This window comes from Thermoclostridium caenicola (genome assembly GCF_900142095.1).
GTDB lineage: Bacteria > Bacillota > Clostridia > DSM-8532 > DSM-8532 > Thermoclostridium_A > Thermoclostridium_A caenicola.
This window is the reverse complement of sequence record NZ_FQZP01000017.1, coordinates 1-13,237: the sequence shown is the minus strand read 5'-3', so window position 1 is coordinate 13,237 and position 13,237 is coordinate 1. Positions and strand designations below refer to the sequence as shown.

The window sequence follows — 13,237 nt, the reverse complement described above, 5'->3', positions numbered from 1 at the left end:
TTCGATTCGGGACTCAGGCTTTCCCGGACAATTCAGCCCAGAACATTGCCATAGAAGACTTTCATCGCTTTTTCGGAATCCTTTTTCATGGCTTCCAGCGCGGCGAGGGCAACATCGTGGAACAGTACGCTTTCCTTTCCGTCAAGCAGTTCCCTGGCCGCATGCACAGCCGCTTTTGACATATAAGTGTAGTAGTTGATCTTGCGGATGCCCTTGTTGATTGCCGCCATGTAATCTTCACGGCTCAGGCCCGAACCGCCGTGCATGACCAGGGGAATTCGGGTCAGTTCCTTGATTTTCCCGATCCGCTCAAAATCCAGGTTGGGTTTTTCCGTATAGATGCCATGGACTGTCCCGAAAGAAGCGGCAAGGGCATCGATATGCGTCATTTCCACAAACCTTTTTGCCACTTCGGGCTCGGTATAAACCCCCTTTTTTTCACCGGCACCTTCACTGCTGTGGGAACCCGAACCCATTACCCCGATTTCAGCTTCGATGCCTGCGCCGCATTTTCTGACCATCCTGACCACCTTCAGGGTATTCTCCACATTTTCATCAAAAGCAAGCCTTGAACCGTCATACATCACCGAAGTAAATCCCAGCTCCAAAGCTTTTTCGATATAATCCAGCGATTCCCCGTGATCCAGGTGAACGCATACCGGAACCCTGGCTTTTTGGGCGCAAAGCACCATGATGGGGCCAATGGTTTCCAGGGGCATCACGCTTTCATGGACCTGTGCATGGGCAATGATCACCGGAACCTGATAAGTTTCAGCATTCTGCAAGACGGCCATAATGCTTTCCAGATTAGGGGTATTGAAGGCTGCGACCGCGCAGCGATTTTTTTCGGCATAAGCCATAACTGCCTGTAAATTGACCAGCATAATTCCTCACCCTCTTCCCTGTCAAAAGGTTCCATCAGCAGCGCATATCCCATATGGAACATATCCGTTTCAATGGCGTCAAAATCCATATCTTCCATGGAAAAACGCCTGCTCACGCCCCTGGCAAAAAAGAAGGTCCTCTCCCCCGTAGATTCGACGGTCATGCAGTCAGTAAACGCGGTCAGTTCCCCGTCAAATACTTTGATGCCCTCTGTGTGAATCCCGTGTGCCTTAAGAACGCTTAATACGAACTCACCGTTTTCATCGTTGCCGATGCCGCCGTAGGCATAAAGCGGAATGGCAGGATCCATCCTTGAAAGGTTGATAAGGGTGTTGGGCACACAGCCGCCCACACTTCTTGTGCATGACAGGATATTGCTTAACATGCCCTTCTCGGCATAGCGATCGATGACTTTGTTATAGTCCACCGTTATGGTGCCTGCTATTGAAATGCCCCTTTCCATAGCCCCCACCTCCTCCTGCTTTTTATTGTTTCAGATATTGATTGATCCTTCTTTCCAGTATCTTCAGGGAACTTTCGACATTCTTATCATATCGGATGATCTCCTGGATGCCCCCGTTGGCTATGGCAATGGCCTCGTTGTATTTCAGGATTTTGGGAGCGACGGTCCCTTCCTCGATCACCCTGCTCAGCAGGACTTTGTCGATAACCTTTTCGCTTTCTTCCATGTCTTCCTGCAGGATCAACTCGGCTTCCCTTGAGCTGGTCACCTTTTTCAATACCGATGCGCCCTGGGAATACCGGAAGATATCCATCTGGATTTCCTCATCATAGGTCAGGAGCTTCAGAAACTCCCAGGCCAGCTCTTCATGGGCCGTTTTGCTGCTTATCCCCATCAAGAGCGTATTGACTTCGGAGATGTTCCCGCCGTCCTTGCCGGCCGGAAACGTGATGCAGTCCCATTGGAAATTAAGATACTTCTTGATCTTGTACGGATAGGTCTTGTACGTCCGGTACTCCGCAAAGGAAAGGGGCATAAACACGACATTTCCCTTGTCGAAGTCCTCCTGCGTAACATTCTGTTTATTGTTCAGATCATACAGCATTTTGATAAACTTTACGGCATCCACCACTTTATCATCGGAAAGATCGATTTTCATGTCATCTTCATCAAACAGGGCGGCTCCGTTGGTGCATGCCGCATCCAGCCAATCGTAATTATAGATGCCGAACTGGTCCAGAATCCCGTCGCCGTCGATATCCTTTGTGACTTTTTGGCATATATCGTACAGATCATCCCATGTCCAGTCGCTGCTTGGCACACCGATTCCTTCCTTTTCAAGCAGCGTCTTGTTGACAAACATCAGGGTGGGAACCGTTTCATAGGGAAGCGCATATTGAATGCCATGGTATTCGCCCGATATCAGGGCCGTTTTGAAATATTTGTCTCTGTCAAAGGATGCATCTTTTTCTATCAGTTCATCCAGGCTCTTTAATATTCCCAGCGAAGCAAACTGGTTGAAATCGTCCGACAGTATCATAAAGACATCTGGGGTTTTCCCAAGCAGCACCTGCTTGGAAAGCCATTCCGAGTAATCGTCCTTGAGAATGCCGCTGTAATAATGAATTTTCACATTTTTATGCTTCTGCTCGAACAGCTGGATGGCCTTGTCAATAATGACATAGCTGTTGGCATTGGCCACATCCCAATTGCTGCCGGCAAACATCCCGAATTCAAGAACAATGGTCCGGGTCCCGGCATGGAAATATAAACCTGAAGCAAGTGCCAGCACAGCCAATATGGCTGTTATGATTATGTATTTGCGCCTACTCATAGTGATGCTCCATCTTTACTTTCCCAACGCCTGACTGGATCGCCCAGATGGCAAGCTGGGTCCTGTCCCTTAATTTCAGTTTGCTCAATATGGTGCTGAGGTAATTTCTAACCGTTCCCTCGGACAAGTTGAGCGTATCGGCGATTTCCTTGTTGGAAAGCCCGTAAACAACCTGTTCAATGATCTTCCATTCGGTCTTTGTCAATTCCTCTATGTCCTGTTTGCCTACCTCAATGGGATAATAGCCCTTGGCCATCTGAGAGAATAATTTGACCACCTTGGTTGCGATGTCGGGATTGATCATCGCCCTGCCGCTGTATACCGTATGGATTGCTTTTACCAGTTCATCTATTGAAGCGCCTTTCAGAAGATAGCCGCTCGCGCCGTATTTCAAGGCGTTATAGACATATTCGTCGTCATCAAAGGTCGTCAATATGATGATTTTGATATCGGGATAGTTTTCTTTGATGATCTTGGTGCACTGCACGCCGTCCATCTTGGGCATGCGGATATCCATCAGGATGACATCGGGTCTTTTTTTACGTATGCTTTGGATAACTTCCTGCCCGTTTGCAACAACATCGGTGACCACGATGTTCTCCTGGTTATTCAGGACAATCTGCAGGCTTGTACGAATGAGTTCCTGGTCATCAGCAACCAATACTTTAATCATATTCCTCACCCCACCTTATCGGTATCCGCGCAGTTACCGTGAAACCATTCGTACCGTCAAATTCAACAGTACCATTGAGCATTTTTATTCTTTCCATGATATGCCTTGTACCAAATCCTTTTTTCATATCCTTACAGCCGATGCCGTTGTCCCTGACTGTAAGTATTATTTCACCTTCCCCGCTTTTGATGTTTACCCATATCTGAGAGGCTTTGCCATGGCGGATGGCGTTGGTCAGGCTTTCCTGTATGACCCGGTATATGGCATCTTCTTCATCCGGGGCAAAATGCAGATTGACATCGGTTTCAAAGTACACATGGGTGTTTGTCATCAATTCGGTTTCAATGATCATCTGATGAATGGCCGACTCCAGATTCAGCCTTTCCAGGGCGTCGGGCCTAAGCTTATTCACCGATCGGCGTATTTCATTGATGCCTTCCCTTGTCACTTTTGAGATCATCTCAAGCTGCTTTTTGGTTTCCTGAGGATTTTTTTCAACCATGGTAATGCATGCGTCAATCCCCGCCGATATGCCGGTGAGGGTATGCCCTATGGTGTCATGGATTTCCCTTGCAAGGCGGTTGCGTTCCTTTGTTTCACCCATCTTTTCCATGAGCCTGGAATACTCCTTGAGCTGCTCATTGGCTTTCTGCAGGTCCTCATTGGCCTTTCTCAGCTGCTCGTACAGGCTGTTGACCTCATCGATGGTTCCTCTCTGGTTTTGGATCACATAGATGCAATAGACAATAAAAATCAGTATATTGGTAGAAACAACGATGTTGTAGAATCCCAGCAGGTACTGCTGCGTCATGGCATCATAAAAGCTGATATAATCGTTGATGGAGTACAGCCTGAAATTGATTGAGAGCATCTCATAATCAGTAATAACAATACTCAGAACCGAGATAAACATCAGGACATACTTTCCCCTTGTCCCCTTTGTATAGGCGATGATATTGGCAATGACAAGGAAAAGTATTCCGTTATAGTTAAAATTCAGAACAGAGACAATGACAATACTGAGGATAAAATCGATAAGCAGTGTAAGGTATACTATCCTGCCGTTGTTCGGATAGATGAATTCACGGACAATAAAAGTCAATATCAGTATGCCGAACAAGCCGACCGACAGGTAAATATTGACGTACGGCTTCCACGGCAAAGCACTGACACTGCCGAGAAATTCCCTTGCAATAAAGTTATTGCATATCTTCTGGGTGGTGATATAGATGAATGCGGTTACAAACAGTACAGCTATTAAGTTGATGGCTATCAGCAATACTTTAAAATATGTAAACTTTTTCGCCTGCATAAACCGCCCTTCGATCAAATCGCCTTATTGCCATCCGTCAATTGAAAACTCATCCAGGTTTTCTTTTGTTATCAGAGTCACCGGAACAACGATGTTTGTCTCGATTTCTTCCCCGTTTAAATACGCATAGGCCACTTCCGCCGCAATCTTTCCCATTTGATGGGGATACTGGGCGCTCGTGCCTTCCAGGTATCCTTCCTTGATCATCATTTTTCCGTCGGGAGAGCCGTCAATGCCGTATATGAGAATATCGCCGGTCATATGATGGGATGCCAGCGCAGCCAGCGCGCCCAAAGCCGTCGGATCGTTGCCTCCCAATACCACATTGAAGGATACTCCGGATTCGATAATGTCATCCATCACTTCCATCGCAATCTCCAGTTCCCCGCCGGCGGCTTTCTGGACGACGACTTTGTAATTGTCATTCCCCTTAATGGTATCCAGGAACCCCTGCACCCTTTGGGTAATGGAGTTGATGATGGGCTGGTCCAATATGACAATTTCCGCGGAGTCCAGCTTTGACATCATGTCCAGGGCGCACTGGACTCCGGCATTATAGTTGTCCGATGCAATGATGGATACGACATATTCCTTGTCGTAAACCATGGTGTCTACGTTAAATACGGGAATACCCGCTTCCTTGCAGGCAATCAGAGCAGGTTCGACTTTTTTCCAGTCAACGGGGTTCAGAAAAATGGCCGCAACCCCTTCCTCGATCATCTCATATATCTGGCTGTTCTGTTTTTCCTGATCCTGGGCAGGATCTCTGGTGATTAAGAAATCCCCGTTTGCCTCCACCACCTCGTTGATGCCGCCGTTAAGTATCGAGAAGTATGGATTGTTCATGGTCATGTAGGTTGCGCCGAATTTTCTTGGGGTGTTGCTTGATTTCTGGACACGATAGAACAGTTCGATATATCCCAGTAAAGCGATGAGGGCAACGGATATGAACACAATAAACAGCAAAAGCTTCCCGCTAACCTTTTTCAGCATCTGTCCATACCTCTTGTTCCGATGGCCGTCTCTACCTTTATCATAACATGTACGGTGCATCTATCGACAGATTACTTTACGCTGACCTTGATTCTGTCTTTATTTTCCTGCCTGAGGTAATCAATGAATACAGCCAGCAGGATGACGGCACCCTTGATAACGTATTGCCAGAAAGAGTTCACGTTCAAAAGGTTCAATCCGTTATTGAGTATGCCTATGATCAAGCCGCCGATGATAGTACCGCCAATTTTACCGTAACCGCCTGCCATGCTGGTTCCGCCGACGACAACGGCAGCAATGGCATCCATTTCAGCACCTTCGCCCGCAGTTGGCTGACCGGAGTACATTCTGGAGGCCAGGACGATTCCCGCAAGCCCTGCCATCAAGCCGGAATAGGCATAGACGAAGAACTTGACCCGCGACACTTTTATACCCGAAAATTCGGCTGCCTGCGCGTTGCCACCCACCGCATATATGTACCGGCCCATTCTGGTCTTGTTCATAATGATTGCCGTTACGATCAGAACGACTATCAGGATGATGACCGGCGTCGGAACGGAACCGATGTAACCTGCTCCGAGGAATTGCCATTCTTTCGTGACAACCCTTACGGGTGAGCCCCCGGTGTAAACATAGGCCAGGCCTTTGGCGATATTCATGGTGGCCAATGTGACAATAAAAGGAGGAATTGTTGTCCTGGAAATGACCACGCCGTTAAAGAGGCCGATGGTTAAACCTACCAGTACGCCTATCAGCAGCGCAACGCCAAGGGGCAGATTATATCGCACAACCGCACCTGCAGCAAGGCAGCCTGACAAGGCAATGATCGAACCCACCGACAGATCGATTCCGCCCAGGATGATGACCATTGTCATCCCACAAGCCAGAAACAGGTTTGTTGAAATCTGTCTCAGCACGTTAAAAATATTTTTTACGGTCAGGAATGTTTTCGCAGTAATCGGATTTACGGACAGCGCCACGCACAGCACCAAAAGGGCGATAATGATTCCCAGATTGTCTTTAAACCAATGCTTAATACCATTTGCCAAATAGGCAACGTTGCTTTTTTTGCTGCTTGCCGCTCTTTCCATACCTCTCCTCCTTAAACAGACTATTTTGCCGCCAGCCTCATGATTTTTTCCTGCGTCACCTCTTCGTGGTTGAGGCACCCTGTTATCCTTCCCTCGCACATCACGTAGATCCGGTCGCTCATGTTGATGAGCTCAGGCATTTCAGAAGATATCATGATAATGGCCATACCCGATTTTGCAAGGTCATTCATGATAGCGTATATCTCCGATTTAGCGCCTACGTCCACGCCCCTGGTCGGTTCATCCAGGATCAATATTTTGGGAGAAGTGGCCAGCCATCTGCCAATCATCACCTTCTGCTGATTTCCGCCCGAAAGCTTTCCTATCGCCTGTTCCATGGAAGGCGTTTTTGTAGACATCCGGTCAATGTATGCCTGTGTAATTTCTTCTTCTTTCCTGCGATTGACCGCAATACCCCTGATAAACTCCTTAAGCACCACAATGGTTGAATTAAACCTGACGCTCTGCACGTGGAACAGCCCTTCAAGTTTGCGATCCTCAGGCACCAGGGCTATCCCCTGTTTTATGGCGTCGGCAGGCGATCGGATGACCACCTTTTTGCCATCGATATAAATATCTCCGGTATATTCCCTGGTAAGGCCAAAGAGGCATTTCATCAGTTCGCTTCTTCCGGCGCCCACCAGTCCTGCAAAACCGACGATTTCTCCCTTTTTGACTTCAAAGCTGACACCCTTGACCATTTTACGGTCGGAGATGTTTTCACATTTTAAGATGACTTCCCCGTCTTTTTTGAAATCCCTGGTATAGTAATTCTTCAGCTCGCGGCCCACCATCATGGCTATCAGCTCGTCATTGGTGGTTTCCCTGACCACCTTTGTTCCGATATACGAACCGTCGCGCATGACGGTCACCCGGTCGCAGATTTCCGCAAGTTCGCTCATTCTGTGTGAAATATAGATAATGCCTACTCCCTTGGCGGTAAGATTGCGCATGGTTTCAAAAAGGAACTTGACTTCCTTTTCGGAAATGGAAGAGGTCGGTTCGTCCATGACAAGGATTTTTGAATTGTAGGATATGGCTTTGATGATCTCCACCAGTTGCTGCTGCGCAATCGTCAAATCCCGAATCATGGATTTGGCACTGATGTTGACGCCATAGCTGTCAATTAACCGCTGCGCCTCCTCATACATCCTGGCAGCATTCACAAGCCCCCCCTTCACGGGTTCCCGGCCCAGAAAAATGTTTTCAGCCACTGTCATGTAAGGGACCAGCACCAGTTCCTGGTGGATAATGGATATCCCGTATTTTTGCGCGTCGTGGACTTCCCTGATGTCCACTTTCTTTCCTTCAATATATATTTCTCCCTGGTCGGCGGTATAGATGCCGCCCAATATTTTGATCAGCGTGGATTTCCCGGCACCGTTTTCGCCAAGAATGGCATGAACTTCGCCCGCTCTGAGCTCAAAATCGACCGCTTTCAATGCATAAACGCCGGGGAAGGTTTTATGTATGTTCTTCATTTGCAGCAATACACCGTTAGCCAACCGATCACCCACTTTCCTCCGACTTTTTTAAAAAACAGGGCGTTGCAAAACGCCCGACAGTAAATGGATATGCAGTACGTTTTGCAACAGCCCACATTGAGGAATTATTGCCAGGAGTCTATGCCGAACTCCTTCACATTCTCAGATGTGATAAGGAAGGTTGGAACAGGATACCTGGCATCCACTTTCTCACCGGCCAGATACTTATACATCACTTCTACCGAGATCTTGGCTATATTGATGGGAGACTGGGCGCCGGTACCTTCAATCAGGGAATCTCCGCGGGCAAGCTCGGCCTTGATGTCAGGGGAACCGTCAACACCGTAAATGAGCACATCCTTAAGTCCTGCGGCATTGGCTGCTGCCAGGGCACCAAGTGCGGTCGGGTCATTTCCGCCGAAGATTGCCACTACGTCGCTGTGTGCCTGCAGCAGGTCTTCCGCGATACCCATTGCCACTTCAAGGTTACCCTTGGCATCCTGTTCTGCGACAATTTCAAAGCCCTTTCCTGCAATGGCGTCTTTGAAGCCTCTTTCCCTGTCGTTAATGGAGTTCATTGTGGGAGAATCGAGGATGATGATTTTGCCGCCGCCCGGCACCTTCTTGACGAGGTCCTCGCCGCATACGTAACCGGCATTATAGTTGTCCGAACCAACGTATGAGAAGCAATAGGACAGATCGGCCACTTCCGTGTCAAAATTGAGGATGGGTATTCCGGCTTCCTTCAGCATGTCAAGGGCGGGCAGAATACCTTCGGCTTCGGCGGGGTTCAGGAAGATGGCGTCGATTCCCTGCGTGATCATGTCCTCAATCTGTGTAATCTGACGGGTAACATCATTGGCAGGGTCAGTGGTGATCAGCTTATCCCCTCTTGCTTCCACTTCTTTTCGGATGGTTTCTTCAAGAATGACAAAGAACGGGTTTGTACCATCCATACAGGTGTAACCGAAAGTCCATCCGCCTGCCGGCCTCTCTCCAAGGGGCCCTGCCTGCTTTTGCTCTTGTGAAGAGCCTGTCGTACCCGCACTCGGAGCGGGGGTCGGGGTGACATTGCTTCCGGTCGCCTGCTGCGACTGACCGCAGCCGGTCAGCAGTAAACAGAGAACCAATGCAGTACACAGCAGCACACTAAGTAACCTTTTCATTCGGATCCCTCCTTTTTTCTTTAGCATATTCCTTCGGGCATTTATTTTCACCTGCCTTCTGTAATGACAATGACATGACTTTTGTAATATTCCTCTTTGAAAATCTCAAACTTCCTCATGACATCGTAAACATAGGCGCCATAAGACAGGACGGGCGAGCTTTCTGCGCTTTACATGAAAAGAGGAGCTGTCTCAAGGTACACTTGAAACAGCTCCTCTGTTGCGCCGCAATAGGCTTGGCAGCATTTGAAGGCCGAAGGGCAAACGCCGGACGTCCGGCCTGACCCCCAAATCATGCAAAAATCCCTGAAAGCTATATCACAAAGCTTTCAGGGATTTCTTCCTTGGAGGCGCCACCCGGATTTGAACCGGGGAATAAAGGTTTTGCAGACCTCTGCCTTACCACTTGGCTATGGCGCCAAATGCGATCCGGCCTGCTTTGCAGCCATCAGCCATGATCGAGTTATTAATGATGAAAAGCCGCAGAAAATACATCTCCCGCGATATACTCTCTGCGGCAATTATCTTTTGGAGCGGGATACGAGATTCGAACTCGCGACTTTCACCTTGGCAAGGTGACACTCTACCACTGAGTTAATCCCGCAGGTATGGATTTCTGTTGTTGCAACAAAAATCCCTGGTGCCCAGAGCCGGAATTGAACCAGCGACACGAGGATTTTCAGTCCTCTGCTCTACCAACTGAGCTATCTGGGCAAATCATCCACAGAAAGCGCTGCCTTCTATGGATTGAGTGGCGACCCGGAAGGGACTCGAACCCTCGGCCTCTAGCGTGACAGGCTAGCGTTCTAACCATCTGAACTACCGGGCCATAATGGTGGGAACAATAGGGATCGAACCTATGACCCCCTGCTTGTAAGGCAGGTGCTCTCCCAGCTGAGCTATATTCCCATCTTTCAAGGTTCCGCCGTTACTTTTTCGTATCACCGACGGCGCTTTATCAGTATACAAAATCCTAGGCATCCTGTCAATACGGAAAATCAAAAATTTTTTAGCCTTTTTTATCCTAACCTGGCTCCCCTTGTACGTTTCCGCCGGCAGAAGGCCGTCCGGAAAAGGCCTTTGCCCCCTGCCCGTGCCCGTCCCCCAGGCGGCGGATGATGTCAAAGAAACACGAAAACCCGGCTGAAGCGCTGAACCCAGTCAGGCGCCCAGCCGGGGTTTCCGCAACATTCCTCGCCCGCCGTTAGGCACGGGCTGCATCCTGATAAAGCTTTATTCCTTCTCAAACATGTCCTTGCCCACACCGCAGTCGGGACATACCCAGTCGTCAGGAAGCTCTTCAAAAGGTGTTCCGGGCGCTATCCCGTTATCGGGATCACCCACTTCAGGATCATAAACATAACCGCAGATCGTGCAAACCCATTTTTCCATACCCATACTCCTTTCTGAAACGGCAATTTGACAATAACGGCTCCGCCAATGGCGGCATACTCAATTATGGTATTGCCTGAACAATGAATATATACCCTTTCCGGGAAAAGAAAAACCAGCGACGGGATCAATTAAATTTGGACAGGGTCAGGTTATCGCGGATGGGCAAGGTGATAAACTCGTTGAAGGCCATATACATGCCGCGGGCAATGATGTCGGCCATGCGCATGACCACCGACAGCCTGGTGCTCTGAAGCACGAGGAAATCCATGAATCCGCCTGTGTTGACGATGCCGGTGATATGCATATCCCCCACCGGCGGGAGATCCTTTTTCAGCCCTGCGCCCGGCTTGAGCGGGCCGCGCCCGACCGAGATGCTGCCCACATGCTCCAGGATGCCCAGCGAGGCATCGATCGCCACAATAAAGGCGCAGGGATATTGGTAGGCCGTTTTGATCAGCACTTCCTCCAGGTTTTTGGCATGAACCGGCTCGTCAAGGGTGCCCAGCACATGGATCCCCGGCAGCCTCCACCTGCTCAGCATGTCGCCCACCAGCGGACCCAGGGAATCTCCCGTTGACCTGTCGGTGCCGATGCACATCACCACCACGGGCCGCTTAAGACCAGGCTCCGTTTTGTTTTTCAAGCCGGCAGCGGTCATCAGCTCGGACACCGCCCGTGCTATCTTGAATGCGGCAAATTTATCATCTGACCTGAAATAGCCTTTTGTGTCCAAATCCACACGCAACTTTCCAATATCCGTACTCATTACATAAGTATTCCCGCAGCCTGTCCCAATATACTATTCAAAACCATTTTCCCGAAGGCCGCGAAATTGCATATCATCACGCTTTTGGGCTGATTGCGCATGCCTGTCCGCGGCCGGAACCACGGAAAAAATCCCCTGAAAAGGCTTTTCATTCTCCCGTGCCGTCGGCTATAATGATGGTATTATGTGACCAAATAAAAAGGAGGTTCTCAGGAATGCTCGTTTTCCTGGATTTCTGGGATACAGGCCAGTAACACATCCTTGCCCGAGGTCCCCCATACTTGCGCTCGTCGTGCCCGTCACTCATCAGAACACAAGTATTGGAGGATCCGCATGAAAAACATCAAGCTTTTTTACATCCTGAACTTTTTGAGAAACCTGATACCCATCTGTCCGGTTTATGTTTTGCTGTTCCAGTCCAAGGGACTTTCACTGGGGGAAATTTCCCTTTTGCTTGCCATTTGGGCCGTTCCCGCCGTTGTGCTGGAAATACCCACGGGCATCCTTGCCGACAACTGGAACCGGAAGCATATGCTGACCCTTGGCTTTTTGCTCAATGCCGCAGGCTTTATGCTGTGGTATTTTTCAGAAGGTTTCGCCCTTTTCGCCCTGGGCTTTATCCTGTGGGGCATCAGCGAGTCGTTTTTCTCGGGAACCTTCGAGGGCCTTTTATTCGATACCCTGAAAGCATGCGGCAAGGAGGATGAGTTTGATCGGATCTATGGCAGGGCGAATTTCTTTGCCGGTATCAGCATGGCTATTTCCATGTTCACCGGCGGCTTTCTGTCCGCCGCGCTGGGTATGGGCAACGCCCTCCTGCTGTCGGTCCTGAGCGTTATGGGAGGCTTCCTGGTATCCTTTTTCCTGAAGGAAGTCAACTACTATCACAGCAAAACCGGAAAGAAACAGGGTTTGAGGCAGGGGATGAAAACCCTGAAAGAGGCTGCCCTGTTCCTTACAGGCCAGCACAAAATCCTGCTGGTGGCCCTGGCCGGCATCTTCATCGTGGGCATTGCCAACATTATTGATGAGTACGATCCGCTGATCGCCGAAAGCTTTCGTCTGGATCTTACCTGGATAGGCATATGGGAAGGCTGCCGCTTGCTGCTGGGTGCGTTGGGCAGCCGGATCGCCTGGCGCGTGAAGGGTCTGGCCGGCAGGCTTCGCTTCGGGGACATCTTTGGGGTCATATGGACGCTTTCGATCGTATCAGCAATCTGCATGGGCATTTTCGGCCTTCGGCCTTCATGGCTTCTGCTGCCCCTTTACGGTTTGTTCTACCTGATGATGGCATCGGCCGAGGTCCTTGTGGAAGACTGGCTGCAGCAGAAGATCGAAGAGCAGGGCCGTGCGACCGTTCATTCGTTGTTCTCCCTGGCCTTCGGCGGTTATGGCATTCTCTTCTGCAGCGTCTTTGCCGTGGTCATGCCGGAGTTCATGGCATCCCGCGTCCTGATGGGCGTATCGGCATACATGTTTCTTGCCTGCCTGGCAATGGGCGCCGCGTACAGGGTATATGTCCGCAAAGGGACGCGCGGATAATATGGCCGGATCTGAAAAGGCCGCCTGAAAAGGCGGCCTCAGATTGTCGAAAAACAGGCATTTTCACGTGGGTGAGAATGCCTGTTTTCTTTGAAATATCAAAAATATAGCCCAAAATCGATAAAATAAAGGGC

12 protein-coding genes and 5 tRNA genes are annotated in these 13,237 nt (G+C 49.4%); 1 reads left to right on the top strand and 16 read right to left on the bottom strand.

All coding sequences use genetic code 11. From position 1 onward, the window contains the following. Window positions 1-32: 32 nt before the first annotated feature. From F3H12_RS06345 to yyaC, 16 genes are all read right to left on the bottom strand, one after another. On the bottom strand, window positions 33-860 hold the full coding sequence (locus F3H12_RS06345) for a class II fructose-bisphosphate aldolase (protein WP_243133215.1): 828 nt from the start codon (window positions 858-860) through the stop codon (window positions 33-35). After that, entirely contained in the window at window positions 752-1,348 is a 597-nt protein-coding gene (locus F3H12_RS13475) for a carbohydrate kinase family protein (RefSeq protein ID WP_149678497.1), read from the bottom strand. The genes F3H12_RS06345 and F3H12_RS13475 overlap by 109 nt, the downstream gene beginning before the upstream one ends. Before the next feature lie 22 nt (window positions 1,349-1,370). Continuing rightward, window positions 1,371-2,681, bottom strand: a complete 1,311-nt coding sequence (locus F3H12_RS06335; RefSeq protein WP_149678496.1) for an ABC transporter substrate-binding protein — start codon at window positions 2,679-2,681, stop codon at window positions 1,371-1,373. Next, window positions 2,674-3,354: a response regulator transcription factor gene (locus tag F3H12_RS06330; protein WP_149678495.1), complete on the bottom strand. Its 681-nt coding sequence runs from the start codon at window positions 3,352-3,354 to the stop codon at window positions 2,674-2,676. Before F3H12_RS06330 ends, F3H12_RS06335 begins: the two co-directional genes overlap by 8 nt. After that, window positions 3,347-4,666, bottom strand: a complete 1,320-nt coding sequence (locus F3H12_RS06325) for a sensor histidine kinase (RefSeq protein ID WP_149678494.1) — start codon at window positions 4,664-4,666, stop codon at window positions 3,347-3,349. The genes F3H12_RS06330 and F3H12_RS06325 overlap by 8 nt, the downstream gene beginning before the upstream one ends. A 24-nt stretch (window positions 4,667-4,690) precedes the next feature. Further along, window positions 4,691-5,659: a sugar ABC transporter substrate-binding protein gene (locus F3H12_RS06320; protein ID WP_149678493.1), complete on the bottom strand. Its 969-nt coding sequence runs from the start codon at window positions 5,657-5,659 to the stop codon at window positions 4,691-4,693. A gap of 71 nt (window positions 5,660-5,730) precedes the next feature. Beyond that, complete coding sequence (locus F3H12_RS06315; protein WP_149678492.1) at window positions 5,731-6,750, bottom strand: ABC transporter permease; 1,020 nt, start codon at window positions 6,748-6,750, stop codon at window positions 5,731-5,733. A 20-nt stretch (window positions 6,751-6,770) separates the two neighbouring features. Then, on the bottom strand, window positions 6,771-8,231 hold the full coding sequence (locus F3H12_RS06310; protein WP_340162575.1) for a sugar ABC transporter ATP-binding protein: 1,461 nt from the start codon (window positions 8,229-8,231) through the stop codon (window positions 6,771-6,773). A gap of 128 nt (window positions 8,232-8,359) precedes the next feature. Continuing rightward, window positions 8,360-9,400, bottom strand: a complete 1,041-nt coding sequence (locus F3H12_RS06305; protein ID WP_243133213.1) for a sugar ABC transporter substrate-binding protein — start codon at window positions 9,398-9,400, stop codon at window positions 8,360-8,362. Between the two features lie 345 nt (window positions 9,401-9,745). Further along, window positions 9,746-9,820 (bottom strand) — tRNA-Cys (locus tag F3H12_RS06300). A gap of 109 nt (window positions 9,821-9,929) precedes the next feature. Next, window positions 9,930-10,004: transfer RNA gene (locus F3H12_RS06295), tRNA-Gly, on the bottom strand. Between the two features lie 34 nt (window positions 10,005-10,038). Continuing rightward, window positions 10,039-10,114, bottom strand: a tRNA-Phe gene (locus F3H12_RS06290). Between the two features lie 38 nt (window positions 10,115-10,152). Continuing rightward, window positions 10,153-10,229 (bottom strand) — tRNA-Asp (locus F3H12_RS06285). A 4-nt stretch (window positions 10,230-10,233) separates the two neighbouring features. Beyond that, a tRNA-Val gene (locus F3H12_RS06280) sits at window positions 10,234-10,309 on the bottom strand. Window positions 10,310-10,633: 324 nt separating this feature from the next. After that, window positions 10,634-10,792, bottom strand: coding sequence for a rubredoxin (rd, locus tag F3H12_RS06275; RefSeq protein WP_149678491.1), 159 nt, complete (start codon window positions 10,790-10,792; stop codon window positions 10,634-10,636). Window positions 10,793-10,919: 127 nt separating this feature from the next. Beyond that, entirely contained in the window at window positions 10,920-11,561 is a 642-nt protein-coding gene (yyaC, locus tag F3H12_RS06270) for a spore protease YyaC (RefSeq protein WP_243133212.1), read from the bottom strand. 333 nt (window positions 11,562-11,894) lie between these two features. Here yyaC and F3H12_RS06265 point away from each other — a divergent pair, with 333 nt between their 5' ends. After that, window positions 11,895-13,103 (top strand): MFS transporter, encoded by a 1,209-nt coding sequence (locus F3H12_RS06265; protein ID WP_149678490.1) that lies wholly within the window; start codon window positions 11,895-11,897, stop codon window positions 13,101-13,103. Window positions 13,104-13,237 lie beyond the last annotated feature (134 nt).

Coding starts and splice junctions, on each gene's coding strand:
- F3H12_RS06265 (WP_149678490.1), top strand. CDS start 11,895: ATGAAAAACATCAAGCTTTTTTACATCCTGAACTTTTTGAGAAACCTG.
- F3H12_RS06310 (WP_340162575.1), bottom strand. CDS start 8,231: ATGAAGAACATACATAAAACCTTCCCCGGCGTTTATGCATTGAAAGCG.
- F3H12_RS06320 (WP_149678493.1), bottom strand. CDS start 5,659: ATGCTGAAAAAGGTTAGCGGGAAGCTTTTGCTGTTTATTGTGTTCATA.
- F3H12_RS06335 (WP_149678496.1), bottom strand. CDS start 2,681: ATGAGTAGGCGCAAATACATAATCATAACAGCCATATTGGCTGTGCTG.
- F3H12_RS06330 (WP_149678495.1), bottom strand. CDS start 3,354: ATGATTAAAGTATTGGTTGCTGATGACCAGGAACTCATTCGTACAAGC.
- yyaC (WP_243133212.1), bottom strand. CDS start 11,561: ATGAGTACGGATATTGGAAAGTTGCGTGTGGATTTGGACACAAAAGGC.
- F3H12_RS06315 (WP_149678492.1), bottom strand. CDS start 6,750: ATGGAAAGAGCGGCAAGCAGCAAAAAAAGCAACGTTGCCTATTTGGCA.
- rd (WP_149678491.1), bottom strand. CDS start 10,792: ATGGAAAAATGGGTTTGCACGATCTGCGGTTATGTTTATGATCCTGAA.
- F3H12_RS06325 (WP_149678494.1), bottom strand. CDS start 4,666: ATGCAGGCGAAAAAGTTTACATATTTTAAAGTATTGCTGATAGCCATC.
- F3H12_RS13475 (WP_149678497.1), bottom strand. CDS start 1,348: ATGGAAAGGGGCATTTCAATAGCAGGCACCATAACGGTGGACTATAAC.
- F3H12_RS06345 (WP_243133215.1), bottom strand. CDS start 860: ATGGCTTATGCCGAAAAAAATCGCTGCGCGGTCGCAGCCTTCAATACC.
- F3H12_RS06305 (WP_243133213.1), bottom strand. CDS start 9,400: ATGAAAAGGTTACTTAGTGTGCTGCTGTGTACTGCATTGGTTCTCTGT.